The 26,150-nt window shown below is 69.2% G+C and carries 25 protein-coding genes; 19 read left to right on the top strand and 6 right to left on the bottom strand.

Going from position 1 to position 26,150, the window contains the following annotated elements; all coding sequences use genetic code 11:
* Nucleotides 1–5 precede the first annotated feature (5 nt).
* From AWC24_RS15695 to AWC24_RS15705, 3 genes are read right to left on the bottom strand one after another with little or no spacing between them, the layout of a single operon-like run.
* Complete coding sequence (locus AWC24_RS15695) at nt 6–1,952, bottom strand: proton-conducting transporter transmembrane domain-containing protein (protein ID WP_085086448.1); 1,947 nt, start codon at nt 1,950–1,952, stop codon at nt 6–8.
* Nucleotides 1,949–2,428, bottom strand: a complete 480-nt coding sequence (locus tag AWC24_RS15700; RefSeq protein ID WP_085086450.1) for an NADH-quinone oxidoreductase subunit B family protein — start codon at nt 2,426–2,428, stop codon at nt 1,949–1,951. The genes AWC24_RS15695 and AWC24_RS15700 overlap by 4 nt, the downstream gene beginning before the upstream one ends.
* Nucleotides 2,425–2,754: an ArsR/SmtB family transcription factor gene (locus tag AWC24_RS15705; RefSeq protein ID WP_109560534.1), complete on the bottom strand. Its 330-nt coding sequence runs from the start codon at nt 2,752–2,754 to the stop codon at nt 2,425–2,427. The genes AWC24_RS15700 and AWC24_RS15705 overlap by 4 nt, the downstream gene beginning before the upstream one ends.
* Before the next feature lie 180 nt (nt 2,755–2,934).
* Here AWC24_RS15705 and pyrH point away from each other — a divergent pair, with 180 nt between their 5' ends.
* Genes pyrH through rlmN form a run of 4 tightly spaced genes read left to right on the top strand, consistent with a single transcriptional unit; the run spans nt 2,935 to nt 6,305 of the window.
* Nucleotides 2,935–3,684 (top strand): UMP kinase, encoded by a 750-nt coding sequence (gene pyrH / locus AWC24_RS15710; RefSeq protein ID WP_085086455.1) that lies wholly within the window; start codon nt 2,935–2,937, stop codon nt 3,682–3,684.
* Nucleotides 3,685–3,732: 48 nt separating this feature from the next.
* On the top strand, nt 3,733–4,290 hold the full coding sequence (gene frr / locus AWC24_RS15715; RefSeq protein WP_085086457.1) for a ribosome recycling factor: 558 nt from the start codon (nt 3,733–3,735) through the stop codon (nt 4,288–4,290).
* Nucleotides 4,291–4,298: 8 nt separating this feature from the next.
* Nucleotides 4,299–5,171, top strand: coding sequence for a phosphatidate cytidylyltransferase (locus AWC24_RS15720; protein ID WP_085086459.1), 873 nt, complete (start codon nt 4,299–4,301; stop codon nt 5,169–5,171).
* Nucleotides 5,172–5,195: 24 nt separating this feature from the next.
* Entirely contained in the window at nt 5,196–6,305 is a 1,110-nt protein-coding gene (gene rlmN / locus AWC24_RS15725; RefSeq protein WP_085086461.1) for a dual-specificity RNA methyltransferase RlmN, read from the top strand.
* A 93-nt stretch (nt 6,306–6,398) separates the two neighbouring features.
* Here the strand turns inward: rlmN and AWC24_RS15730 are convergent, their stop codons facing one another.
* Nucleotides 6,399–6,650 (bottom strand): DUF2631 domain-containing protein, encoded by a 252-nt coding sequence (locus tag AWC24_RS15730; protein WP_085086463.1) that lies wholly within the window; start codon nt 6,648–6,650, stop codon nt 6,399–6,401.
* A gap of 201 nt (nt 6,651–6,851) precedes the next feature.
* Here AWC24_RS15730 and AWC24_RS15735 point away from each other — a divergent pair, with 201 nt between their 5' ends.
* From AWC24_RS15735 to AWC24_RS15805, 15 genes are all read left to right on the top strand, one after another.
* Complete coding sequence (locus AWC24_RS15735; protein ID WP_085087109.1) at nt 6,852–7,691, top strand: AraC family transcriptional regulator; 840 nt, start codon at nt 6,852–6,854, stop codon at nt 7,689–7,691.
* Nucleotides 7,645–8,040, top strand: a complete 396-nt coding sequence (locus tag AWC24_RS15740) for a VOC family protein (protein WP_085086465.1) — start codon at nt 7,645–7,647, stop codon at nt 8,038–8,040. The genes AWC24_RS15735 and AWC24_RS15740 overlap by 47 nt, the downstream gene beginning before the upstream one ends.
* A gap of 4 nt (nt 8,041–8,044) precedes the next feature.
* Complete coding sequence (gene dxr / locus AWC24_RS15745) at nt 8,045–9,226, top strand: 1-deoxy-D-xylulose-5-phosphate reductoisomerase (RefSeq protein ID WP_085086467.1); 1,182 nt, start codon at nt 8,045–8,047, stop codon at nt 9,224–9,226.
* A complete protein-coding gene (locus AWC24_RS15750; RefSeq protein WP_085086469.1) occupies nt 9,223–10,440 on the top strand; it encodes a M50 family metallopeptidase in 1,218 nt (405 codons plus the stop codon). Before dxr ends, AWC24_RS15750 begins: the two co-directional genes overlap by 4 nt.
* Nucleotides 10,441–10,453: 13 nt before the next feature.
* A complete protein-coding gene (gene ispG / locus AWC24_RS15755) occupies nt 10,454–11,605 on the top strand; it encodes a flavodoxin-dependent (E)-4-hydroxy-3-methylbut-2-enyl-diphosphate synthase (RefSeq protein ID WP_085086471.1) in 1,152 nt (383 codons plus the stop codon).
* Nucleotides 11,606–11,660: 55 nt separating this feature from the next.
* A complete protein-coding gene (locus tag AWC24_RS15760; RefSeq protein ID WP_085086473.1) occupies nt 11,661–12,512 on the top strand; it encodes a GNAT family N-acetyltransferase in 852 nt (283 codons plus the stop codon).
* Between the two features lie 143 nt (nt 12,513–12,655).
* The gene (locus AWC24_RS15765; RefSeq protein ID WP_085086475.1) at nt 12,656–14,476 is read left to right on the top strand and encodes a penicillin-binding transpeptidase domain-containing protein; all 1,821 of its coding nucleotides are present in this window, start codon (nt 12,656–12,658) and stop codon (nt 14,474–14,476) included.
* Nucleotides 14,477–14,522: 46 nt separating this feature from the next.
* A complete protein-coding gene (locus tag AWC24_RS15770) occupies nt 14,523–15,107 on the top strand; it encodes a DUF1707 SHOCT-like domain-containing protein (RefSeq protein WP_085086477.1) in 585 nt (194 codons plus the stop codon).
* Nucleotides 15,108–15,188: 81 nt separating this feature from the next.
* On the top strand, nt 15,189–16,046 hold the full coding sequence (gene map, locus AWC24_RS15775; protein WP_085086479.1) for a type I methionyl aminopeptidase: 858 nt from the start codon (nt 15,189–15,191) through the stop codon (nt 16,044–16,046).
* Between the two features lie 80 nt (nt 16,047–16,126).
* Complete coding sequence (locus tag AWC24_RS15780) at nt 16,127–16,690, top strand: alpha/beta fold hydrolase (RefSeq protein ID WP_165757748.1); 564 nt, start codon at nt 16,127–16,129, stop codon at nt 16,688–16,690.
* Between the two features lie 91 nt (nt 16,691–16,781).
* On the top strand, nt 16,782–18,521 hold the full coding sequence (locus AWC24_RS15785; protein ID WP_085086481.1) for an AMP-binding protein: 1,740 nt from the start codon (nt 16,782–16,784) through the stop codon (nt 18,519–18,521).
* 63 nt (nt 18,522–18,584) lie between these two features.
* A complete protein-coding gene (locus AWC24_RS15790) occupies nt 18,585–19,949 on the top strand; it encodes a glutamine synthetase family protein (protein ID WP_085086483.1) in 1,365 nt (454 codons plus the stop codon).
* Nucleotides 19,950–19,971: 22 nt separating this feature from the next.
* On the top strand, nt 19,972–20,691 hold the full coding sequence (locus AWC24_RS15795) for a gamma-glutamyl-gamma-aminobutyrate hydrolase family protein (RefSeq protein ID WP_085086485.1): 720 nt from the start codon (nt 19,972–19,974) through the stop codon (nt 20,689–20,691).
* Nucleotides 20,688–22,052 (top strand): aldehyde dehydrogenase family protein, encoded by a 1,365-nt coding sequence (locus AWC24_RS15800; protein ID WP_085086487.1) that lies wholly within the window; start codon nt 20,688–20,690, stop codon nt 22,050–22,052. Before AWC24_RS15795 ends, AWC24_RS15800 begins: the two co-directional genes overlap by 4 nt.
* The gene (locus AWC24_RS15805) at nt 22,053–22,829 is read left to right on the top strand and encodes a 3-oxoacyl-ACP reductase (RefSeq protein WP_085086489.1); all 777 of its coding nucleotides are present in this window, start codon (nt 22,053–22,055) and stop codon (nt 22,827–22,829) included. It begins immediately after the preceding gene.
* A gap of 18 nt (nt 22,830–22,847) precedes the next feature.
* Here AWC24_RS15805 and AWC24_RS15810 read toward each other — a convergent pair whose 3' ends face one another.
* Both AWC24_RS15810 and mtr read right to left on the bottom strand, forming a co-directional pair.
* Nucleotides 22,848–24,644: an acyl-CoA dehydrogenase gene (locus AWC24_RS15810; protein WP_085086491.1), complete on the bottom strand. Its 1,797-nt coding sequence runs from the start codon at nt 24,642–24,644 to the stop codon at nt 22,848–22,850.
* Nucleotides 24,645–24,670: 26 nt separating this feature from the next.
* Nucleotides 24,671–26,059 (bottom strand): mycothione reductase, encoded by a 1,389-nt coding sequence (mtr, locus tag AWC24_RS15815; RefSeq protein ID WP_085086493.1) that lies wholly within the window; start codon nt 26,057–26,059, stop codon nt 24,671–24,673.
* Nucleotides 26,060–26,150: the final 91 nt, after the last annotated feature.

Below are 26,150 nucleotides of genomic sequence, written 5' to 3' on the forward strand. Positions count from 1 at the left end.
CGCGTTCATCGCGCCACCAGCAGGGCGATCAGCACACCGATTGCGCCGTAGGCCAGATACAGGTGCACACTGCCGGTGTGGGCGCGCCGCACGAGCTGCGCGGCGGCGCCGACAGCCCGGGTCACCGGCGTGTACCAACGCTCCTCGATGACGTCGGCGATGCGCGCCCGGTAAGCGATCCGGTCGACCACATAGGTCGACGGGGCTTGCCCGCTCACCTCGACACCGGTGTCGAACCGCAGCACATCGTCGAAGACGTGCTGCAGCGGTTGGGCGAACGATGTCGCGGTGTACTGCATGCGCGGGGTCAGGTCGTCGGCGCCGCAGGCCCACAGCGGCACCGTGGCCGGGGCGGGACGCTGCCGCGAACGCCACCGGGAGCCGATCAGCACCAGCAGGACGGCGACGGCCAGCGCGGCGGCCAGCAGGCCCGGGGCCATGGATGCGGGCAGACCAGGCAGGCGCACGAAGACCCCGAGCGCCGGGGCGTCGCCGAAGACCCGCACCGCGGCGATCACGCGGTGCAGCATCGGGGCCACCGCGCCGGGGGCGACGGCCAGCACCAGGCAGGCCGCCGCGGGCAGCGCCATCGCGGCGATCATGGTGTGGGGCGATTCCCGCGCCGCCGCAGCGGCATCCGAGCGGGGGCGGGCCAGGAAGCCGATCCCGAACGCCTTGACCATCGCGGCCACCCCGAGCCCGGCGGTCAGCGCCACCGCGCCCACCGCCAGTGGCGTCACCAGTGCGATCGTGGCGTCGTGCCCGGGATGGGCGTTGATCAGCGACTGGATCAGCAGCCACTCGCTGACGAAGCCCGCGCCCAGCGGCAGCCCGGCGGCGCCGAGTGCGGCCACCCCGAACAGTGCTGTGGTCAGCGGCATTCGGTGGGCCAGACCGCCGAGCCGGTCCAGATCGCGCACGCCGGTCGCGGCCAGCACCGATCCGGCCGCGAAGAATCCGAGGCTCTTGAACGCGCTGTGAGCGACCAGGTGCAGCAGCGCCGCGGTGAGGGCTATCGCCGCGGCCGGCTGCGATCCGGCGCCCGACAACAACGTCGCGGCGCCCAGCCCCAGGGTGATCAGGCCGATGTTCTCGGTCGTTGAATAGGCAAGCAGCCGTTTGAGATCGGTCGCCACCGAGGCCTGCAACACCCCGTACACCGCTGACACGGCGCCGACGGCCAACAGTGTCAACGCCCACCATCGCGGGCCGGGACCCAACAGTTGTAAATCGATGCGGATGATGCCGTACACGCCCAGATTGACCATGGCCGCGCTGAGCAGCGCCGAGACCGGGCTCGGCGCCTCCGGATGCGCCCGGGGCAGCCACGCGTGCAACGGCAGCAGCCCGGCCTTGGAGCCGAAACCGATGAGCGTCAACACGAAGACGGTGTTGCGCACGCCGTCGGGCACCGCGCCGATCGCGGCGAAGTCGTCACCGGAGGCGGCGGCCAACAGCACCATCCCCAGTAACAGCGTCAGGAAGCCCAGCTGCGTCATCACCGCGTAGATCAGGGCGGCAGAGCGCACTTCGCCGCGCTGCTGTTCGGTGAGCACCAGCACCAGGGAGGCCAGCGCCATCAGCTCCCAGGCGAACAGGAAGGTGGTCACCGACCCGGCCGCCGGAACGGCCAGCAGCGTCACGACGAACACCGGCAGCGCCGTCAGCGGGACGGCGCCGAATCCCTCGTGTCGGCTGTAGCCGATCCAGTACAGGCCGGCGGCGACCGCCACCGCGCCGGTCAACACCATGAAGAAGCCGCCGACCGGCTCCACCCGCAGCTGCACGCCCAGCAGCGGCAGCAGCCAGCCGATCCGGACGGCGGGCAGTGCGCCGAACACTCCGGCCAATCCGGCAGCGACTCCCGCGGCGCCCACACCGATCGTCGTCACGCCGCTGATCAGCGGCCCGGAGGCGTTGCGGAGCAAGACAGCCGGGCGAGGGGTGTTCACTTTCGGGTCACCGACCGTAACGCGGTGATGATCTGGTCCGGGGTGGGCGGGCAACCGGGGATCTCGACGTCGACCGGCACGACCTCGCCCACCGCGCCCACAGTTCCGTAGGCTTCCGCGAAGACCCCGCGATTGAGTGCGCAGTCGCCGCAGGCGATGACCCGCCGCGGCTGCGGGGTGGCCGCCACGGTGTTGCGCAGTGGTTCGGCCATGTTGCGGGTGACCACCCCGGTGACCAGCAGGGCGTCGGCGTGCCGAGGTGAGGCGACGAGCCGGGCGCCGAATCGTTCGGCGTCGTACACCGGACCGAAGGCGGCGCCGATCTCGATCTCGCAGCCGTTGCAGGATCCGGCGTCGACATGGCGGACCTGCACCGAGCCGGCCAGACCGCTGGGCTGATCGGCGGTCTGCGGTGGGCGGGGGCCGGCCGGTTCGGTGATGCGGCCGAGCGTAAGGATCCTGCGGAGCCAGCTCATCGGCCGGCTCGCAGATCGTCGAGGATCGCGACCTGATCGCTGAGCAGTCCGGTCAGGGCCTTGCGTGCCACGGTGAGCAGTTCGGTGATCACCGGTGACGCGATCGAGTAGACCACCGTGTTGCCCTCCTTGGTCGCGGTCACGACTCCGGCGCGCCGAAGTACCCCCAGCTGCTGGGAGAGGTTGGATGCCTCCAGTCCGATCTCGGGCAGCAGTTCGCCGACGGTTCGGTCGCGTTCGGCCAACAGTTCCAGTACCCGGATCCGGGCCGGGTGTCCGAGCGTCTTGAAGAAGTCGGCCTTCACCTGGTGCAGTGAGTTCGGCACGGGCCCGACCATAGCAGCGAAATCATCAATTGAAAATATTTTCATGTGTTGTGACGTTCGGTCTCCGGGGTCCGCACCCCCGGGCACCGTCTGACCGGCCCGGTAAGGCAGGATGGCAACTGCCGTCGCGGACGAGTCTTCGCGATGGCGCTGTCATGCGCGCCAGCCCCGAGGAGCCTGATGACGGAGCCGACGAGTACCGATCGCGTCTCACCGACCGGCCGCCCCCATTACACCCGGGTGTTGCTCAAACTCGGCGGAGAGATGTTCGGCGGCGGGCAGGTCGGGCTCGACCCCGACGTCGTCGCCCAGGTCGCCCGCCAGATCGCCGAAGTGGTCCGGGACGGCGTGCAGGTCGCCGTCGTGATCGGCGGCGGCAACTTCTTCCGTGGCGCGCAACTGCAACAGCGCGGCATGGAGCGGATGCGTTCGGACTACATGGGCATGCTCGGCACCGTGATGAACAGCCTTGCGCTCCAAGACTTCCTGGAAAAGGAAGGCATCGATACCCGAGTTCAGACCGCGATCACCATGGGGCAGGTCGCCGAGCCGTACATCCCACTGCGCGCCCAGCGGCACCTGGAGAAGGGCCGGGTGGTGATCTTCGGCGCCGGCATGGGACTGCCGTATTTCTCCACCGACACCACCGCCGCGCAGCGTGCGCTGGAGATCGGTGCCGAGGTGGTGCTGATGGCCAAGGGCGTCGATGGGGTGTTCACCGAGGACCCACGGGTGAACCCCGACGCCGAACTGCTGCCCGCGATAAGTCACCGCGAAGTCATCGACCGCGGGCTGCGGGTGGCCGACGCCACCGCGTTCAGCCTGTGCATGGACAATGGCATGCCGATCCTGGTGTTCAACCTGCTGGTGGACGGAAACATCGCGCGGGCGGTCGCAGGTGAGAAGATCGGAACACTGGTCACCACCTGAGAGTTCGGTGGGGCACCACCCGCCTTGCGGGGGAGAGGAACGGCAAAGATGATCGACGAGGCTCTCTTCGATGCCGAAGAGAAAATGGAGAAGGCCGTGGCGGTGGCCCGCGAGGATCTGGCGACCATTCGCACCGGCCGGGCCAACCCGGGCATGTTCTCCCGGATCGTCATCGACTACTACGGGTCGCCCACCCCGATCACCCAGCTGTGCAGCATCAACGTGCCCGAGGCACGGCTGGTGGTCATCAAGCCCTACGAAGCCTCCCAGCTCGGCGCCATCGAGACCGCGATCCGTAATTCGGACCTGGGGCTGAACCCCAGCAACGACGGGTCGCTGATCCGGGTGGCGGTGCCGCAGCTCACCGAAGAGCGGCGTAAGGACCTGGTCAAGCAGGCCAAGGCCAAGGGCGAGGACGCCAAGGTCTCGGTGCGCAACATCCGTCGCAAGGCGATGGAGGAGCTGCACCGTATCCGCAAGGACGGTGAGGCCGGCGAGGACGAGGTCGGCCGCGCCGAGAAGGACCTGGACCGCTCCACCCAGCAGTATGTGAGCCAGATCGACGAGCTGGTCAAACACAAAGAAGGCGAGTTGCTCGAGGTCTAGGCGACTTCGTGCAACCGATCCCCGTGGCAGACAACGAGACCGGTACGGACACCGGTAAGAAGCGGTCGCGGGCGGGACGCAATCTGCCCGCCGCGATCGTGGTGGGGGCGATCCTCGCCGGGATGCTGGTCTACACGTTGCTGTTCGCCCCGCGGTTCTGGGTGCTGATTCTGGCGGTGGCCACCCCGATCGCCACCCATGAGATCACCCGGCGGTTGCGTGAGGTCGGCTACGACGTCCCGTTCATCCCGCTGGCCCTCGGCGGCCAGGCGATGCTCTGGCTCTCGCTGCCGTTCGGGGCCAGGGGAGTGCTGGGCGCGTTCGGCGCCACCGTGGTCATCTCCATGATGTGGCGGCTGGTGCACCGCGGCCTGCACACCGCCCCGGTCAACTACCTGCGGGACATGTCCGCGATGGTGATGATCGCGGTCTGGGTGCCGCTGTGCATGAGCTTCGCGGCACTGCTGGTGTTCCGCGACGACGGCCCCGGCCGGGTGCTGTGTCTGCTGTTCCCGGTGGTCTTCTCCGACATCGGCGGGTACGCCGTCGGGGTGCTGTTCGGCAAGCACCCGATGGCGCCGGCGATCAGCCCGAAGAAGTCCTGGGAGGGGTTCGCCGGGTCGCTGGTGCTCGGTATCGGCGCGGCGGTGTTCGCGGTGACGGTGTTCCTCGACCGGCCGTGGTGGGTGGGGCTGCCGCTGGGGCTGCTGCTGGTGTTCACCGGGGTTTTCGGCGACCTCATCGAGTCTCAGGTCAAACGCGATCTGGGGATCAAGGACATGGGCCGGCTGCTGCCCGGCCACGGCGGGATCATGGACCGGCTCGACGCGCTGTTGCCGGCGGCCGTGATGACCTGGATCGTGTTGACCGTTCTGCCGTGAGCCGCAGGCATACTGGAATCGATCGTGACGCAACAGTTGGTGTTCAGCGCACCGCGACGGGCCCTGCCGCCGCGGCATTTGGCCGATCTCGACGCCGCCGGTCGCGCCGCCGCCGTCGCTGAACTGGGGTTGCCCGCATTCCGGGCCAACCAGCTCGCCCACCAGTACTACGGCAGGCTGGTCGCCGATCCGCAGCAGATGACCGACCTGCCGGCCACGGTGCGCGACTCGGTGGCCGAGGCACTGTTCCCCGCCCTGCTGACCGCCGCCGGCGAGATCGAATGCGACGCCGGCGAGACCCGCAAAACGCTCTGGCGGGCCCACGACAACACCAAGTTCGAGTCGGTGCTGATGCGCTACCCCCGGCGCAACACGGTGTGCATCTCCTCGCAGGCCGGCTGCGGTATGGCCTGCCCGTTCTGCGCGACCGGGCAGGCCGGGCTCACCCGCAACCTGTCCACCGCCGAGATCCTCGAGCAGGTGCGGGCGGCGGCGGTGACATTACGAGATCGCGACGGTGCCCGATCTTCTGGGGTGCGGCTGTCCAACATCGTGTTCATGGGCATGGGCGAGCCGCTGGCCAACTACGCGCGGGTGGTGGCGGCCGTCCGGCGGATCACCGAGCCGCCGCCGAACGGGTTCGGCATCTCGGCGCGATCGGTGACGGTGTCGACGGTCGGGCTGGCCCCGGCGATCCGCAAGCTCGCCGATGAGCGGCTGGGCGTGACATTGGCGGTGTCGCTGCACACCCCCGACGACGAGCTGCGCGACACCCTGGTCCCGGTCAACAACCGCTGGAAGGTGGCCGAGGTCCTCGATGCCGCCCGCTACTACGCCGACGTCACCGGCCGGCGGGTATCGGTGGAGTACGCGTTGATCCGCGACGTCAACGACCAGCCGTGGCGGGCCGATCTGCTGGGCAAGAAGCTGCACCGGGCATTGGGACAGTTGGTGCACGTCAACGTGATCCCGCTCAACCCGACGCCGGGCAGCGACTGGGATGCCAGCCCGAAGCCGGTGGAGCGGGAGTTCGTCCGCCGGGTCCGGGCCCAGGGCGTGGAATGCACGGTGCGCGACACCCGCGGGCGGGAGATCGCCGCCGCCTGCGGTCAATTGGCGGCCGAAAACCAGTAAGCTCCCCGCGCGAGATTGCGCTGAAGCAGGGAAAATCACCGATTCAGCTGCGTGGATGCAATCTCGGGAAACCGCCCCGGACGGATCTGGCGCCTAGCGCAGCCCGCCGCGCTTGCGGCCGATCATGTCGCGCAGTACGACGAACAGCGACAGCGCGGCGAACCCCAACAGGAAGTAGTCCTCGACGTGGCCGATGTGGTTGCCGTGCAGCATCAGCAGCAGGAACCCGACGATCACCAGGCCGAAGATGTGCCAGGTGCGGTAGTTGATCGCGCTCCAACCCCACGCCGCCGACGGCACCTCGGCGGTGTCGACACTTCGGCGCTCCACCTCGGTACTGGCCACTTCGACTCCTTCAGTTAGGTCAACTGCGCAACATTCTGGCATACCGGGATCCAGGCGCCGACCTCGATCGTCCGCCCGCGGGGCGCGCCGGCGATACCCCGTCACGGGTCGGCCGGCCGCATTACCGTGGACGTCATGGCTGACCAGCCGGTCTGGGATTTCGTCGTGGCCCCGCCGCGCACCGCGCCGGGGGTGACGTCGATGGTCGGTTACCGGGCGCTTGACGTCCCCGACGCGGTGCACCGGGGGATGCCGTCAGCGACCTTGACCTTCATCGTCAGCCTCGACGACGGGGTGCAGGCGGCCGACACCGCCGAGGCACTGCCGGCGGCGCCGCCGAACCCGATCCTGCTCGGCGGCCTGCACGTGCAGGCCAGCCATGTGCGGCAACGGCGCGGCCAGGCCGGTGTGCAGGTTGCCCTGCATCCGCTGGCCGCACGGGCGGTGTTCGGGATCCCCGCGGCCGAGCTGAGCGTGACCGACTTCGATGCGATACCGATACTGGGCCCCAGCTCGCAGCGCCTGCACGAGCGGATCGCCGGCGCCCGGCGGTGGCCGGATGCGTTTGCGCTGGTGGCCGACTACCTGGTGGCAGGCAACTGTCGCCGCCACACCACGGTGCGCCCCGAAGTGGCCTACGCCTGGCAGCTGCTGGATCGCAGCCGGGGGACGGCGCCGATCGAGCGCATCGCCGAGCGGGTGGGGTGCAGCCAGCGGCATCTGAACACGCTGTTCCGCCGGGAGATGGGCCGCACCCCGAAGGCGGTGGCCATGCTGATGCGGTTCGAGCACGCCTCCGGCCGGATCGCCGATGCGGCCCGCCGCCACGGCCGCGTCGACCTGGCCGGGATCGCCGCGGCGGCCGGCTATTGCGATCAGGCGCACCTGACCCGCGACTTCGTCCGATTCGCCGGGACATCACCGCGGGCCTGGCTGGGCGCGGAGTTCCAAAACATCCAAGACGGCGGTCACGTTCAGCGTTCACAGTGGGGCCATGACTCATTCGAACCCGACCGTCTGGTTGTGCCTGCAAGCCCATGACGCCCCGGCCCTGATCGACTACTACGTCGACACCTTCGGCTTGGTGGTCACCGCACGCCACGGCGACACCGGCGCTACCGTCGCCCATGCCGAACTGCGCTGGCCCGAGGGGGTCGGCGCCATCATGCTCGGCAGCCACAAACCCGGAAACCCGTGGTGCCGCGAGCCCGGGACCGGCGGCGCCTACGTCGTCACCAGCGACGCCGACGGCCTCTACCAGCGGGTGCTGGAACGCAAGGCCGACGTGATCCGCCCGCTGGCCGACACCGACTACGGAGCCCGCGAGTTCGTCGTCCGTGACCCGGAAGGCAACCTGTGGAGCTTCGGCGATTACGCGGGAGCACAATAGACGGGTGACATCGTCTGGGGCGGGCCGGATCAAAGTTCTGCTGCTGGGCTCGACCGGCTCGATCGGGACCCAGGCGCTGCAGGTCATCGCCGCCAACCCGGATCGCTTCGAGGTGGTCGGGCTGGCGGCCGGCGGCGGCAACCCGCAACTGCTGGCCGCCCAGCGCGCCGAGACCGGCGTCACCAACATCGCCGTCGCCGACCCGCACGTCGGTGAGGCGCTGGACGCCACCTACCGCGGGCCCGAGGGCGCCACCCGGCTGGTCGAGGACACCGAAGCCGATGTGGTGCTCAACGCCCTGGTCGGCGCCCTGGGGCTGCGGCCCACGCTGGCCGCGCTGGCAACCGGGGCCCGGCTCGCGCTGGCCAACAAGGAATCACTGATCGCCGGTGGGCCGCTGGTGCTGGCCGCCGCCGGGCCGGGCCAGATCGTGCCGGTGGATTCCGAGCATTCGGCGATCGCTCAGTGCCTGCGCTCCGGCGCCGCCGAGGAGGTCGCCAAGATCGTGCTCACCGCCTCGGGCGGGCCCTTCCGCGGCTACAGCGCCGCCGAGTTGGAGCACGTCACACCCGAGCAGGCCGGCGCGCACCCGACCTGGTCGATGGGTCCGATGAACACGCTGAACTCGGCGTCGCTGGTGAACAAGGGGCTCGAGCTGATCGAGACCCACCTGTTGTTCGGCGTGCCCTACGAGCACATCGACGTCGTCGTCCACCCCCAATCGATCGTGCACTCCATGGTCACCTTCACCGACGGCTCGACGATCGCCCAGGCCAGCCCGCCGGACATGCGGCTGCCGATCGCCCTGGCCCTGGGCTGGCCTGCCCGGGTGCCCGGCGCGGCCGCGGCCTGCGACTTCACCAGCGCCTCCAGCTGGGAGTTCGAGCCGCTGGACGACACGGTTTTCCCGGCGGTGGCCCTGGCCCGCCAGGCCGGTCAGACCGGCGGCTGCCTGACCGCTGTCTACAACGCCGCCAATGAGGAGTCAGCAGAGGCGTTCCTGCAAGGCCGGATCGGTTTCCCCACGATCGTCGAGATCATCGCCGAGGTGCTGGGCTCCGCCGACCAGTGGGCCGCACAACCCGCTACCGTGGATGACGTACTCGATGCGCAACGCTGGGCTCGCCAACGGGCGGCTCGCGCCGTCGAGGCGGTAGCTATGAGAAAGGTCGGAAGCACCCGATGATGTTCGCGGTCGGCATCGCGCTGTTCGCGCTGGCCATCCTGGTATCGGTGGCACTACACGAATGTGGCCACATGTGGGTGGCCCGAGCCACCGGGATGAAGGTGCGGCGCTACTTCGTCGGCTTCGGCACCACGCTGTGGTCGACGCGCCGTGGCGACACCGAATACGGCCTCAAGGCGATCCCGGCCGGCGGCTTCTGCGACATCGCCGGCATGACGGCGGTGGAGGAGCTGGCGCCCGACGAGGTCGACCGCGCCATGTACAAGCAGCAGACCTGGAAGCGGGTCGCGGTGCTGTTCGCCGGGCCCGGCATGAACTTCATCATCGGCCTGGCGCTGGTCTACGCCATCGGGGTGATCTGGGGCCTGCCCAACCTGCACGCGCCCACCACCGCGGTGATCGGCGAAACAGCTTGTGTGGCACCGGAAGTCGTCAAGGGTGAACTGGGTACCTGCTCGGGTCCCGGTCCGGCGGCGCTGGCGGGCATGCGGGCCGGCGACGTGGTGGTCAAAGTCGGTGACACGCCGGTGTCGACCTTCGAGGAGATGGCCGCCGCGGTGCGCAAACAGCACGGCACCACCCCGATCGTCGTCGAACGCGACGGCGCGGAGTTGACCAAGTACGTCGATGTGACGCCCACCCAGCGCTGGATCGCCGACGGGCGGGACAGCGAGGCGGTTCCCAGCACGGTGGGCGCCATCGGGGTGGGGGCCGCCCAGTTCGGGCCCGCCCAGTACAACCCGATCACCGCGGTGCCGGCCACGTTCACCTTCAGCGGCGACCTGGCGGTGCTGCTGGGCAAGTCGCTGGCCAACATCCCGTCCAAGGTCGGCGCGCTGATGCACGCCATCGGCCACCCGAACGGGGAGCGCGACCCGGAGACCCCGATCAGCGTGGTGGGCGCCTCGATCATCGGCGGTGACACCGTCGACCACGGATTGTGGGTGGCGTTCTGGTTCTTCCTGGCGCAGCTGAACTTCATCCTGGGTGTGCTCAACCTGGTGCCGCTGCTGCCGTTCGACGGCGGGCACATCGCGATCGCGCTGTACGAAAAACTCCGCAACATGGTTCGCTCGGCACGCGGGAAGGTCGCCGCCGCCCCGGTGAACTATCTCAAGCTGATGCCGGCCACTTACGTAGTCTTGGTCGTGGTGGTCGGTTACATGCTGCTCACCGTGACCGCCGACTTGGTCAACCCGATCAGGCTGTTTTGATAGGAGCCCCCGCATGTCCGTCGGCCTAGGTATGCCGGCGCTGCCCGCGCCCACACTGGCGCCGCGCCGTAAGACCCGCCAGTTGATGGTCGGTGGCGTCGGGGTGGGCAGCGACCACCCGATTTCGGTGCAGTCGATGTGCACCACCAAGACCCACGACGTCGACGCGACGCTGCAGCAGATCGCGGCGCTGACCACCGCCGGCTGCGACATCGTGCGAGTGGCCTGCCCGCGCCAGGAGGACGCCGACGCGCTGGCGACCATCGCCCGCAAGAGCAAGCTGCCGGTGATCGCCGACATCCACTTCCAGCCGAAGTACATCTTCGCCGCGATCGACGCCGGCTGTGCCGCGGTGCGGGTGAACCCGGGCAACATCAAGGAGTTCGACGGTCGGGTGGCCGACGTCGCCAAGGCCGCCGGCGCGGCCGGTGTGCCGATCCGGATCGGCGTCAACGCCGGCTCACTGGACAAGCGGTTCCTGACCAAGTACGGCAAGGCCACCCCCGAGGCGCTGGTCGAGTCGGCGCTGTGGGAGGCGTCGCTGTTCGAGGAGCACGGCTTCGGCGACGTCAAGATCAGCGTCAAGCACAACGACCCGGTCGTGATGGTGGCCGCCTACGAGCAACTGGCCGAGCAGTGCGACTACCCGCTGCATCTGGGAGTCACCGAGGCCGGACCGGCGTTCCAGGGCACCATCAAGTCCGCCGTGGCGTTCGGCGCGCTGCTGTCCCGCGGTATCGGCGACACCATCCGGGTGTCGCTGTCCGCCCCGCCGGTCGAAGAGGTCAAGGTCGGCAACCAGATCCTGGAATCGCTCAACCTGCGCCCGCGGGGCCTGGAGATCGTCTCGTGTCCGTCCTGCGGTCGCGCACAGGTCGACGTCTACAAGCTGGCCAACGAGGTCACCGCGGGGCTGGAGGGACTCGACATCCCACTGCGGGTCGCGGTGATGGGATGTGTGGTCAACGGGCCCGGTGAGGCCCGTGAGGCGGATCTGGGTGTGGCTTCCGGCAACGGCAAGGGCCAGATCTTCGTCAAAGGCCAGGTGATCAAGACCGTTCCCGAGGCGCAGATTGTCGAGACCCTGATCGAGGAGGCATTGCGGCTCGCGGCAGAGATGGGGGACGGATCTCCCGGCGGTTCGCCCACCGTCGCCGTAAGCTGAACTGAGCCGATCCGCCGACCGCGCGCGGCAAGTCAGTTCGCAAGAAAGAGTCACTATGTCGGCTCCGCCGGATTTCCGCCTCGATCAGCGACGGGTGTCCGTCGCGCGCGACGCCGCCGCGGTGTGGCGGGTGCTCGACGCGGATCCGGTCGGCTCCTGCATGGTCGCGGCCCGGGTCGCCGACTACGGTGTCGATCCCCGGTCGATCGGTGGCGAACTGTGGACGCGCGGCAGCGCGGACGAATCGCTGTGCTACGCCGGGGGGAACCTGGTCCCGCTGCGCGGCGCGCCGGCCGACCTGACCGCCTTCGCCGACAAGGCGGTCAGCGCCATCCGCCGGTGTTCATCGCTGGTCGGCCGTGCCGAATTCGTGTTGCCGATGTGGCAGCGCCTGGCAGATGTCTGGGGCCCGGCCCGGGATGTGCGCGAGAGCCAACCGCTGATGGCGTTGCACGCCATGCCCGACTGCCCGATGGACACGGAGGTGCGTCAGGTCCGCCCGGATGAACTCGACGCCTACCTGGTGGCGGCCGTCGACATGTTCATCGGGGAGGTCGGGGTGGACCCGCGGCTCGGTGACGGCGGGCGCGCCTACCGGCGCCGGGTGGCCAACCTGATCGCGGCGGGCCGGGCTTGGGCGCGCTTCGAGCGCGGCGAGGTGGTGTTCAAGGCGGAGGTGGGTTCGCAGTCGCCGACGGTGGGGCAGATCCAGGGCGTGTGGGTGCACCCGGAACGACGCGGGCGCGGGCTGGGCTCCGGGGGCACCGCGATGCTGGCCGCGGTGATCGTCGGCACCGGCCGCGTCGCCAGCTTGTACGTCAACGATTTCAACGAGGTGGCCCGGGCCACCTACGAGCGGGTCGGGTTCACCCAGACCGGCACCTTCGCGACGGTTTTGTTGGACTGAGTTCTTCGTTCGCGTCGAAGCCGGACTTAGCGCGGAAAAGTTCGAGTAGCGGACACGCCAACTTTCCCCCGCAAGCGGGAGGTGCCCCCCGTCTCGGTGCGCCTCCGCCCTGCGACCGTTCCCATTTCGTAACATCTGCCTCAATGACAACTGCAAGCTCATTCGTCACACGCGTCACGGGACTGTTGGCGGTGGTGGTCACCGCGGCCGGCCTGGCGGCCTGTACGCCCCGCCCGGACGGCCCGGCGCCCACCGCGGAGCGGTTCTTCGCCGCGCTGGCCACCGGCGACACCGCCACCGCCGCCGAACTCAGCGACGACCCCGCCACCGCCCGCACCGCCCTCAACGCGGCCTGGGCCGGACTGCAGGCCGAGCACCTCGACGCCCAGATCCTCGGCGCCCGCTACAACGACGACACCGGCACGGTGTCCTACCGCTACACCTGGCAGCTGCCGAAAAACCGCGCCTGGTCCTACGACGGCCAGCTCAAGATGGTGCGCAACGAAGGGAACTGGGCGGTCCGCTGGACGGCGACCGGCCTGCACCCCAAGCTGGGCGAGCATCAGACCTTCGCGCTGCGGGCCGACCCGCCGCGCCGCGCCTCGGTCAACGAGGCCGGCGGTACCGACGTGTTGGTGCCCGGCTACGTCTACCACTACGAACTGGACGCCGGCCGGGCCGGGCGGAACCTGATGCGCACCGCGGGCGCGGTCATCGAGGCGCTGCGGCCGTTCGACGGCACCCTGGGCGACCCGCAACGGCTCGCCGAGCAGGCCAGCTCCTCTGTCACTCCGCTGGATCTGATCACCCTGCGCAAAAACGACCACGACCGCGTCGAGGCGGCGATCGGCGCGCTGCCGGGGGTGGTGATCACCCCGCGCCCGGAACTGCTGCCCACCGACGACCGGTTCGCGCCGGTGCTCGTCGGCGAGGTGAAGAAGGCCGTCGCGGACCGACTCGACGGCGAGGCGGGCTGGCGCGTCGTCAGCGTCAACCAGAACGGTGTCGACGTCGCGGTGCTGCACGAAGTCGACCCGTCACCGGCGCCGTCGCTGACCATCAGCCTGGACCGATCGGTTCAGCGGGCCGCCCAGAACGCGGTCAACACCCGCGGCAACAAGGCGATGATGGTGGTGATCAAACCCTCGACCGGTGAGCTGCTCGCGGTCGCGCAGAACACCGCCGCCGACGCCGACGGACTGGTCGCGACCACCGGTCTGTACCCGCCCGGTTCGACGTTCAAGATGGTCACCGCCGGTGCGGCGATCGAACGTGACATGGTCTCACCGAATTCGCTGGTGGGCTGTCCCGGCGAACTCGACATCGGCCACCGCACCATCCCGAACTACGGCGGATTCGACCTGGGCATGGTGTCGATGTCGCGGGCCTTCGCCAACTCGTGCAACACCACCTTCGCCGAACTGGCCAGCCGGATGCCGCCGCGGGCGCTGTCCCAGGCAGCCAGCCGCTACGGGATCGGGGTGGACTACCTGGTGGACGGCATCACGACCGTCACCGGTTCGGTGCCGCCGACGGTGGACCTGGCCGAACTGACCGAGGACGGATTCGGCCAGGGCAAGGTGCTGGCCAGCCCGTTCGGCGTCGCGCTGGCCGCGGCCACGGTGGCGGCCGGGAAGACCCCGGTGCCCCGGCTGATCGAGGGCCGGCCGACCACGGTCAACGGCCCGGTGGGCCCGCCGGTGAGCAACGAGATGCTCGACGGCCTGCGCCAGATGATGCGCCTGGTGGTCACCGACGGCACCGCGCGCGCCGTCGCCGGCTGCGGGCCGGTGTTCGGCAAGACCGGCGAGGCCGAGTTCGCCGGCGGCTCGCATTCCTGGTTCGCCGGCTACCGGGGCGACATGGCTTTCGCGGCGCTGATCGTCGGCGGCGGGAGCTCGGAGTACGCGGTGCGGATGACCAAGGTGATGTTCGACTCGCTGCCGGACAACTTCCTGCTGTGACCGCGCCTGAAGCGCGCACGGGCCGGCGACGGTAAATTGAGAAGCCATGACCGGTCTCGATGACGTGGCCTTGCGTATCTCCGATGCGGACCGCAATGGCACGCTGCGTCGCCTGCACAACGCCGTCTCCCTGGGGCTGATCGACATCGGCGAATTCGAGGAGCGCGCCGCCCAGGTGTCGCAGGCCAGGATGCGCTCAGAACTCGACACCCTGATCGGGGATCTGCCGGGGCCGCGGGCGATCGTCACCTCGGCGGCCGACCGGGTCGAACTGCGCGGTTGGGCCGGCTCGCTCAAGCGGCACGGGGAATGGGTCGTGCCGACCCGGCTGGCCCTGGTGCGACGCCTGGGATCGGTGGAACTCGACCTCACCAAGGCGCGGTTCGCCGGGCCGGTGGTCGTCATCGAACTGGACATGCGGCTCGGTTCGGTCGATATCCGGCTGCCCGACGGCGCGAGCGCCTCCATCGACGACGTCGAGGTCTACGTCGGCAGCGCCAAGGACCATCGCAAAGACGCCCCCGCCGAGGGCACCCCGCATGTGGTGCTGGCCGGGCGCGTGGTGTGCGGCTCGGTGGACATCAAGGGCCCCCGGCGGCCCTGGCTCAGCCGACAGCGGCTGCGCCGCTGACAACCCGGACCCCGCCGGCGCGGCCCGACCCGGCGGCCATGACCCGGATCCACGGCGGCGGCGAGTCGTTAAACTGGCGTGATGGCCGTGCGTACCCCGCTTTCCCCCGGTGTGGTGTCTCCGACGCTGCCGGTGCCCAAGTCGATCCCGCGGCCGGAATACGTCGGCAGATCCACCGCCGCCGAAGGCAGCGAGCCGTGGGTGCAGAGCCCCGAGGTGATCGAGAAGATGCGGGTGGCGGGCCGGATCGCCGCAGGCGCGCTGGCGGCGGCGGGCAGCGCGGTGGCCCCCGGGGTGACCACTGACGCGCTGGACCGCATCGCCCACGACTACATGGTCGACCACGGCGCCTACCCCTCCACGCTGGGCTACAAGGGCTTTCCCAAGTCCTGCTGCACCTCGCTCAACGAGGTCATCTGCCACGGCATCCCGGACTCGACGGTGATCGCCGACGGGGACATCGTCAACATCGACGTCACCGCCTACATCGACGGCGTGCACGGCGACACCAACGCCACCTTTCTGGCCGGGGAGGTGTCCGAGGAGCACCGACTGCTGGTCGAGCGCACCCGGGAGGCCACGATGCGCGCCATCAAGGCGGTCAAACCGGGGCGGGCGCTGTCGGTGATCGGCCGGGTCATCGAGGCGTACGCGAATCGGTTCGGCTACAACGTGGTGCGCGACTTCACCGGTCACGGGATCGGCACCACCTTCCACAACGGGTTGGTGGTGCTGCATTACGACCAACCCGAGGTGGACACCGTCATCGAGCCGGGAATGACGTTCACCATCGAGCCGATGATCAATCTCGGGGCATTGGACTACGAGATCTGGGATGACGACTGGACGGTCGTCACCAGCGACGGGCGGTGGACCGCGCAGTTCGAGCACACCTTGGTGGTCACCGACGACGGGGCCGAGATCCTGACACTTCCGTGACGTCCCCGCCGTTTCTGTTGAGCTGCTGAGGGCCCATCAAAACCGCCCCGTGCGGCCCCACTGGCTGTAGCGTTGCGAAAATGCCGGGCACGATGATGACCATCGACGGGTTTCCGATCCCGGTCGATGTCGCCGGTCCGCACAACGGGCCGGTCGTGGTCGTGCTCGCAGCGGCCCAACACCCGTTGACCGCCTACGAGGCGGTCTGCCAACGGCTGCATACCGCGTCGTTGCGAACCATCGTGATCGGCGCCGACCCGCGGCTGACACCCAAGTCCGTGGTGGGCATCCTGGATTCGCTGGGAGTCCAATGCGGAGTGCTGGTGGGCGACCGCAGCGGCGGTGACAACGCCTGGGAGCTCGCGGCCACCCGCCCGGACCGGTTCACCGGCCTGGTGGTACTCGACCGGGGACATCCGCGGGCACCGGACCTGGGCGGCGGGATCCGCGACGAACGCTGCCCGCCGGTGGAGATCAACACCACCGTGCTGGTCAGTTCCCGCGCCTCCGCTTCGGTGGCCGATGCCAGCCAGCGGTTCGTCTACGGCGAACACCGGCTGGTGATGCTTCCCGGACGCCGCAGCGCGAGTGAGTTCACCGCGCAACTCGCGATGGAGATCGTGTTGCGGGCCAGCACCTGGTAGGGGCTGGCGAGAATCGTAAGTTCAGCATCGCCGCGCGGCATAGGGGGCCGCCGCTTTCCAAAAAATCGAATACAACAACCGGGGGTACAAAGTGTTGTCGTGGGGGCATTCGATACCGGGACTGCTGCGCGAACGGGCTCAGCAATGGCCGGACCGGTCGGCGTTCACCTTCATCGACTACGAGGTCGACCAAGCGGGCTACGCCGAGACCCTGACGTGGCCGCAGATCCTGCGGCGCACCGAGTCGGTGGCCGCCGAGGTGGCCGCGGTGGCCTCGCCGGGCGACCGGGTCGCGTTGCTGGCGCCGCAGGGCCTCGAATACATCGCCGCCTTCTTCGGCGCGATGGAGGCCGGCTGCATCGTGGTCCCGCTACCGGTGCCGGCGTTCGGCAGCCGCGACGAACGCGTCACCGCGGCGCTGAAGGACTGCGCCCCGGCCGCGGTGCTCACCACATCGGCCGTAGCCGGTGACATCCACACCTGCGTGAGCGCCGTCGGGGGCAACCCGCCGGCGATCATCGAGGTGGACCTGCTCGACCTCGACTCGCCCTCCGGCTGGAACGGCTCCGGCGCGCTGACCACCAAGACCGCGTTGCTGCAGTACACCTCCGGGTCGACCGGTTCGCCGCGGGGCGTCGTGGTCTCGCACCGGAACGTGTTCGCCAACATCGAGCAGGTGCTGAAGGACTATTTCGGTGACGAAGGGGGAGCGGCACCGGACGACACCACCCTGGTGTCGTGGCTGCCGTTCTATCACGACATGGGGCTGTTGCTCGGCGTCATGGGCGCCGTCACGCTGGGCCGCCCCTCGGTGATCATGAGCCCGATCGCCTTCCTGCAGAAGCCGGCCCGGTGGATGCAGCAGCTGGCCGGCAACCCCTGTTCGTTCACTGCCGGGCCGAACTTCGCGTTCGAACTGGCCTCGCGACGCACCACCGACGACGACATGGCCGGACTCGACCTCGGCGGGGTGCACACCATCCTGTCCGGCAGCGAGCGCATCCACGCGGCGACGATCCGGCGCTTCACCGAGCGATTCGCCCGCTTCAACCTGCCCGCCAACGCCCTGGCACCGTCCTACGGGCTGGCCGAGGCGATGGTCTACGTGGCATCGGCGCCGCGTGCGCATCGGCCGGTGACCGTCCGGCTCGACTACGAGAAACTGGTGGCCGGCACCGCCGAGGTCAGCCCCGCCGGAGCCGACCTGGTCAGCATCGGCGCCCCGCGCGCCTGCACGGTGCGGATCGTCGACCCCGACACCCGCACCGAGAACCCCGCCGGCACGGTCGGGGAGATCTGGATACACGGAGCCAACGTCGCCAGCGGCTACTGGCACAACGCGGAGGCCACCGAACGCACCTTCGGCGGACGCCTCGACGCCCCGAGCCCGGGCACACCGGCGGGACCGTGGTTGCGCACCGGGGATCTCGGGGTCATCCACGAGGGCGAACTGCTGGTCGTCGGCCGTATCAAAGACCTGCTGATCGTCGACGGCCGAAACCACTACCCCGATGACATCGAGGCCACGGTGCAGGAGCTCACCGGGGGACGCGTCGCGGCGGTCCCGGTCAGCGGTGAGGGCCGTGAGCAGCTGGTCATCATCGCCGAAGTCAAGAACCGGGGCAATCCGGACGAGCAAGCCGAGCGGGTGCAGACCCTGAAACGGGAAGTGGCGGCGGCGGTTTCGCGTTGCCACGGCGTGCGGGTGGCCGACCTGGTGCTGGTCGCCCCCGGCTCGTTGCCGATCACCACCAGCGGCAAGATCCGCCGATCGACCTGCGCCGACTGCTACCGGTCTCAGCAATTCCGTCGGCTGGAGACCATCGGCTGACCGCGGGCGGGTAGCCTGGCAGCACTCAACTGTCAGGGGGACCGTCGTCGGCGAAGGAGCACTATGACCCGGCCCGCGATGCTGTCCCAGATCGAACTGCAGCAACTGGTCGCCTCCGGCGAGATCGACACCGTGGTGGTGGCGTTCACTGACATGCAGGGCCGGCTGGTCGGTAAGCGCGTCGCGGCGCAGCATTTTCTCGACGAGGTCGCCGGCCACGGCGTGGAATGCTGCAGCTACCTGCTCGCCGTCGACGTCGAGATGAACACCGTTCCCGGCTACCCGATCGCCGACTGGGGCACCGGCTACGGCGATCTGGTGCTGCGACCCGACTTCGCCACACTGCGGCGCATCCCGTGGCTGCCCGGCACCGCCCACGTGCTCGCCGACGCCCACTGGCCCGACGGCGCCCAGGTCGCGGTGTCGCCCCGCCAGATCCTGGCCGCTCAGCTCGCACGGTTGACCGAACGCGGGCTGGTCGCTTACGCCGCAACCGAACTCGAGTTCCTGGTCTTCGACGACAGCTACCGGCAGGCGTGGGCCGGCGGCTATCGCGGCCTGACAGCGGCGACGGACTACAACGCCGACTACGGCCTGGTCGCCGGTGCCCGGCTGGAACCGCTGCTGCGTGACATCCGGTTGGGCATGGCCGGTGCCGGAATGCGCTGTGAGGGCGTCAAGGGGGAGTGCCACACCGGTCAGCAGGAGATCACCTTCCGTTACGACGAGGCGCTGATCGCCTGCGACAACCACAGCGTCTATAAGAGCGGCGCCAAGGAGATCGCCGACCAACACGGCAAGAGCCTGACGTTCATGGCCAAATTCGACGAACGCGAAGGCAACAGCTGCCACGTGCACCTGTCGCTGCGCAGCGCCGAAGGCGAAGCGGTGTTCGCCGATCCGGCGGCGCCGCACGGCATGTCGGTGTTGTTCCGCAGCTTCCTGGCCGGCCAGCTGGCCACCCTGGCTGAGCTGACGCTGTGTTACGCGCCGAACATCAATTCCTACAAACGGTTCGTCGGCGGCAGCTTCGCGCCGACAGTGATCGGGTGGGGCCTGGATAATCGCACCTGCGCCTTGCGGGTCATCGGCGGCGGCGACTCGCTGCGAATGGAGTGCCGGGTGCCCGGCGGTGACGTGAACCCCTACCTGGCGGTGGCGGCGCTGATCGCGGCCGGCCTGCACGGCGTCGACAACGATCTGGAACTGCCGGATCCGGTCGACGGTGACGCCTACCGCGCCGGGCTGCCGCAACTGCCCACCACGCTCGCCGAGGCGGCCGCGGCGTTCGCCGAATCCACGGTGGCGCGCAAGGCGTTCGGCGACGACGTGGTCGAGCATTACCTGCACGGCGCCCGGGTGGAGTTGGACGCCTTCAACACCGCGGTGACCGACTGGGAGAGGGTTCGGGGCTTTGAGAGGTTCTGAACTCCGTGAACCGGCCGGCCCGGTGGTCGGACTGACCAGCTACCTGGACCGGGCGCAGTTCGGGGTGTGGGATGTGCCGGCGGGTCTGCTGCCCGCCACCTACCTCGAGGGCGTCACCGCCGCCGGCGGTATCGCGGTGCTGCTGCCGCCGCAGCCGGCGACACCCGAGATCGCCGCGCGGGTGCTCGACGGAGTGTCCGGCCTGGTGATCACCGGCGGCAGAGACCTCGATCCCGCCGGCTACGGCCAGCCGGCGCACGCCGAGACCGACCAGCCCGACACCACGCGGGACGCCTGGGAGTTCGCGCTGCTGGCCGAGGCGCTTCGCCGTGGCGTGCCGGTGCTGGGCATCTGCCGCGGCGCCCAGGTGCTCAATGTCGCGCTCGGCGGGACGCTGCACCAGCATCTGCCCGACGTGCTCGGCAGCTGCGGCCACCGGGCCGGCGACGGGGTGTTCACCCCGATGCCCGCGCGCATCGTGGCGGGCACCCGGCTGGCCGGCCTGCTGGGCGAGACCTGTCAGGTGCAGTGCTACCACCACCAGGCGATCGCCGAGCTCGGTGACGAGCTGGTGGTCAGCGCGCGCGATGACGACGGTGTCATCGAGGCGATCGAGCTTCCCGGGCAGGACTTCGTGCTGGCGGTCCAGTGGCATCCGGAAGCGTCACTGGCCGATCTGCGATTGTTCACCGCGATCGTGGACGCGGCGCGAAGCTACGCGGCGGCGCAGGTGAGCCGATGACGACACACGACCTCATCAACCCGGCCACCGGGGCGGCGTTCGGCACCGTCGAGCACGTCGACGCCGCTGCGGTCGACGACGCGGTGGGTCGTGCGCAGGTGGCGCAGCAGCGGTGGGCGCGGTCGGCGCCGGCCGAGCGCGCTGCGGCGTTGCGGGACTTCGCCGCGGCCGTCGACGCCCACGTCGACGAGCTGGCCGCGCTCGAGGTGCGAAACGCCGGTCATCCGGTGTCGGCCGCCGAATGGGAGGCCGGGCACGTCCGCGACGTGCTGCAGTTCTACTCGGCCAGCCCGGAACGGTTGTCCGGTCGCCAGATACCGGTGGCCGGCGGGCTGGATGTCACCTTCCACGAGCCGCTCGGTGTGGTCGGCATCATCACCCCGTGGAACTTCCCGATGCCGATCGCCGCGTGGGGGTTCGCCCCCGCACTGGCCGCCGGCAACGCGGTGCTGGTCAAGCCCGCCGAGTGGACGCCGCTGACCACGATCAGGCTGGTGGAGTTGGCCGCACACGCCGGCTTGGACCCTGATCTGCTGCAGGTGCTGCCCGGCCCCGGCGCCGAGGTGGGGGAGCGACTGGTCACCCACCCGAGGGTGGCCAAGATCGTATTCACCGGATCCACCGTCACCGGGACCCGGGTGCTGGCGGCCGCGGCACCCGGCGTCAAACGGGTCACGCTGGAGCTGGGTGGCAAGAGCGCCAACATCGTGTTCGCCGACTGCGACCTGGAGCAGGCGGCGGCGACGGCGCCCTACGGGGTGTTCGACAACGCCGGGCAGGACTGCTGCGCACGCAGCCGGATCCTGGTGCAAGCGAGTGTGTACGACCGATTCATGGAACTGCTCGAGCCCGCGGTCGCCGGGGTCGTGGTGGGCGATCCGGCCTCGCGAGACACCGAGATGGGCCCGCTGGTCTCACGACCACACTGGGACAAGGTGGCCTCCTATGTTCCCGACGACGCGCCGGTGGCCTTCCGCGGCCGGGCGCCGGACGGCCCGGGTTTCTGGTTCCCCCCGACGGTGCTGACCCCCACGCGTGATGACCGCAGCGTCACCGAGGAGATCTTCGGCCCGGTGGTGACGGTGCTGCCGTTCGAGGATGAGGCCGACGCGGTAGCGCTGGCCAACAACACCGTCTACGGACTGTCGGGTTCGATCTGGACCGACGACCTGTCGAGGGCGCTGCGGATGTCGCGCGCGGTGGAAGCCGGCAATCTGTCGGTGAATTCGCACGCATCGGTGCGTTTCAACACCCCGTTCGGGGGCTTCAAACAATCGGGGTTGGGCCGGGAGCTGGGCGCAGACGCCCCGCTGGCCTTCACCGACACCAAGAACGTGTTCATCGCAGTGAAGGAGATGTGAGTGACCGATCTGACCCAACGCCTGGCCGGGCGCGTCGCCGTGGTGACCGGCGCCGGTGGCGGAATCGGCCTCGCGGCCGCCCGGCGGATGCGCTCCGAGGGCGCGCGCGTCGTGGTCGGTGACCTCGATCCGTCGGCGGGTGCTGCGGTCGCCGAAGAACTGGACGGGCTGTTCATACCGGTCGACGTCTCCGAGCAGGAGCAGGTCGACGCGCTGTTCGACACCGCGGCGCAGACCTTCGGCGCGGTCGACATCGCCTTCAACAACGCCGGCATCTCTCCGCCGGATGACGATCTGATCGAAACCACCGAACTGCCGGCCTGGCAACGCGTTCAAGACGTCAACCTGAAGTCGGTCTACCTGTGCTGCCGGGCGGCGCTGCGGCACATGACGCCGGCGGGCCGCGGCTCGATCATCAACACCGCGTCGTTCGTGGCGGTGATGGGCTCGGCGACATCGCAGATCTCCTACACCGCCTCCAAGGGCGGCGTGCTGGCCATGTCGCGGGAACTCGGAGTGCAGTACGCCCGGCAGGGTATCCGGGTCAACGCACTGTGCCCGGGACCGGTGAATACCCCACTGCTGCAAGAACTCTTCGCCGCCGACCCGGAGCGTGCGGCGCGCCGGCTGGTGCACGTGCCGGTGGGCCGGTTCGCCGAGCCCGAGGAGATCGCCGCCGCAGTGGCGTTTCTGGCCAGCGACGACGCCTCCTTCATCACCGGCTCGACGTTTCTGGTCGACGGCGGAATCAGCTCGGCCTACGTCACTCCGCTGTAGCAACCGGCGGCGCGCCCGTCAGAACCACTGCGGGCGCATCTGGATCGTGGTGCGGTCCAGGCTTTCCAGCAGGTCGAGCTGCGGGCCGGTCTTCGGCAGCTCGTAGCGGAAGAAGTATCGGGCGGCCTGCCGCTTGCCGTCGTAGAAGTCCCCGGTGCGATCGGCGACGGCCAGCAGTTGTTCCAGCCACATCCAGGCGATCACCACGTGGCCGAACGCCTCCAGATAGACGGCGCTGTTGGCCAATGCGGCATCGATGTCACCGGCGGCGAACATGCCCGCGGTGACCGCGACCAATCGCTGGACCACGGCGTCGAGTCGGTCTGCGAGTTCGGCCGATTCACCACCGGCCCGGCGCGCGGCGGTGACGCTGTCGGTCATCGCCCGGTGCAGGGCGGCCAGACTGGCTCCGTCGCGTTGAACCACCTTGCGTCCCAACAGGTCCAGGCTCTGGATACCGTGGGTTCCCTCGTGAATCGGGTTGAGCCGGTTGTCCCGGTAGTGCTGTTCGACGTCGTACTCGCGGGTGTAGCCGTAGCCGCCGTGCACCTGGATGGCCAGGTCGTTGGCGGCCAGACACCACTGCGACGGCCAGCTCTTGGCGACCGGGGTGAGGATGTCCAGCAACGCGGTGGCGTGCTCGAGTTCCTCGTCGGATTCGGCGGCGCGCGCGATGTCGACGAGTCGCGCGCAGTACAGCGCCAACGCCAACGCTCCCTCGACATAGGATTTCTGCGCCAGCAGCATTCGTTTGACGTCTGCGTGCTCGATGATCGGAATCTGGGGTGCGGCCGGGTCTTTCGCTGTCACCGGTCGGCCCTGCGGGCGGTCACGGGCGTAGTCGAGCGACTTCAGGTAGCCGGTGTAGCCGAGCGCGATCGCGCCCATGCCCACCCCCAGCCGGGCTTCGTTCATCATCCGGAACATGTAGCTCAACCCGCGGTGCTGCTCACCGACCAGGTAACCGACCGCGCCCGGTTCGCCCCCGGGCCGATAGCCGCCCTCCCCGAAGTTGAGCACGGTGTTGGTGATGCCGCGGTAGCCCATCTTGTGGTTGAGCCCGGCCAGCACGACGTCGTTGCGTTCACCCGGGGCGCCGTCGGGGCCCACCAGATACTTCGGGACGATGAACAGCGAGATCCCCTTGGTGCCGGCCGGGCCGCCGGGGATCTTGGCCAGCACCAGATGGACGATGTTGTCACTGAGTTCGTGGTCACCTCCGGAGATCCACATCTTCGACCCGAACAACCGGAAGGTGCCGTCGGGCCGCGGTTCGGCGCGGGTGGTGATATCGGCCAGCGATGATCCGGCCTGGGTCTCCGAGAGGCACATCGTCCCCAGGAACCGGCCGGCGATCATGGGCTTGACGAAGGCGTCGATCTGCTGGTCGCTGCCGAATTCGGCGAGCAGGTTGGCGTTGGCCATCGTCAGCATCGGATAGCCGGCGGTGGCGACATTGGCGGCCATCAGCCAGGCGAAGCCGGCCTGGGCCACCGTCGCCGGCAGTTGCGCCCCGCCCAGCCGATAGTCCATCGCCATGCCGACCAGCTCGGCGTCGGCGCACGCCGCCAACGCCTCCTTGACCTCACCGATGACGGTGACCTTCACCCCGTCGAAGGTGGGCTCGTTGGTATCGCTCTTCTTGTTGTGCGGGGCGAAATAGCGGGTCGCGAGCTGTTCGCACAGCTGCAGTGCGCCGGCGAAGGTGTCCCGGGAGTGCTCGGCGAACCGGGCGCGGCGGGTCAGCTCATCGATGCGCAGCCAGTCGAAGAGCAGAAAATCCAGGTCGCGGCGGGACAGCAGGGTGGACTTCATCGCTCTCTCCTATCGGCGGCCCGGCCTCATTCCAGGCCCAGCAACGCATTCTCGACGGCCTCCGGCAGCGCCGGGTGGATCCAGTATTGACCGCGGGCCATATCGCGCGCGGTCAGTCCGAAGCTCATCGCCTGGATCAGCGGCTGGACGATCGACGACGCCTGATGGCCCATGATGTGCGCACCGAGCAGCCGCCCGGTGCCGCGTTCGGCGATGAGTTTGACGAACCCGGTGGTGTCCTCCATGGCCCAGCCGTAGGCGACGTCGCCGTAGTCCTGGATCTTGACCGAGATATCGAGTCCCTTTGCCCGCGCCTGGTTCTCGGTCAATCCGACCGCGGCGATCTGCGGGTCGGTGAACACCGCGAACGGCACGTAACGGTGATCGGTGATCCGCATCGCATCGACATCGTCCCAATCGCAGAGCAGGTTGTGCTGTACCACCCGGGCCTCGTGGTTGGCGACGTGTTTGAGCTCATACGGGGAGGACACATCGCCGAGCGCGAAAACACCGCGCGCCGTGGTCCGCTGGTACTTGTCGACCACAACCCGGCCGCCGGCGATGTCGATGCCGGCCTGCCCGGCCTCCAACTGGTCGCCGTTGGGAACCCGGCCGGTGGCCACCAGCAACGCATCGGCCCGCAGTGTCGACCCGTCGTCGAGTTCCAGGATGACGCCGTTGTGGGCGGGTGCCTCCGGGCGGGCGGCGACTACGTTGCGCTGCGAGCGCAGCTCCCACTTGTCCGCGCCGATCCGGGTGTAGCGCTCCGCGACGGTTTCGTCGCAGTGCCGCAGCAACGTCGTGCCACGGATCACCACCGTGACCCGGACGCCCAAGGCGGAGAAGACGTGGGCGAACTCGGCGGCGATGAAACCGCCACCGATGATGACCAGGTGCTCGGGCAATTCGGCGATCCGCATCACGTCATCGCTGGTGTAGTAGTGCACCCCGGACTCGGCGATCACCGGCGGAATCCACGACCGCGCTCCGGCGGCGATCACCACCTGCTCGGCGCTGAACTGCTCGCCGCCGGCGGTGCGCAGCACGTATCTCCCGTCGGAGCCGACCGGCGCGAACCGGGTGTGCTCGGCGTAGACGTCGACGTTGGGCAGGCTGCGCCGATACTCCTCGCCGCCGGCGGCGATCGGGTCGATGCGGCTGAAGACCCGCGACACGATGTCGTTCCAGCGGACCTTGTCGATGCGGGCGTCCACCCCGTAGCGGGTCGCCTCGTTGACCGTCTTGGCCACCTCGGCGGCGTAGACGAACATCTTCGTCGGGATGCACCCCACGTTCAGGCAGGTGCCGCCGAAGGTGCCCTGCTCGCAGATGGCCACTCGCTTGTCCGCGTAACGCTCGTCGAGAATGCTGTTGCCCGAACCGGTTCCGATGATCGCCAGATCGTAGCTCTCCATGGCGTCAGCCTAAACGGTGGGCGAGCCGAGCCGGCCGCATGTGCGCCGGAACCGGGCGCCGCGGGTTACCGCCATCGTGGCTAGGCTGCCT

This window comes from Mycolicibacter senuensis (genome assembly GCF_002101885.1).
GTDB classification, from domain to species: Bacteria; Actinomycetota; Actinomycetes; order Mycobacteriales; family Mycobacteriaceae; genus Mycobacterium; species Mycobacterium senuense.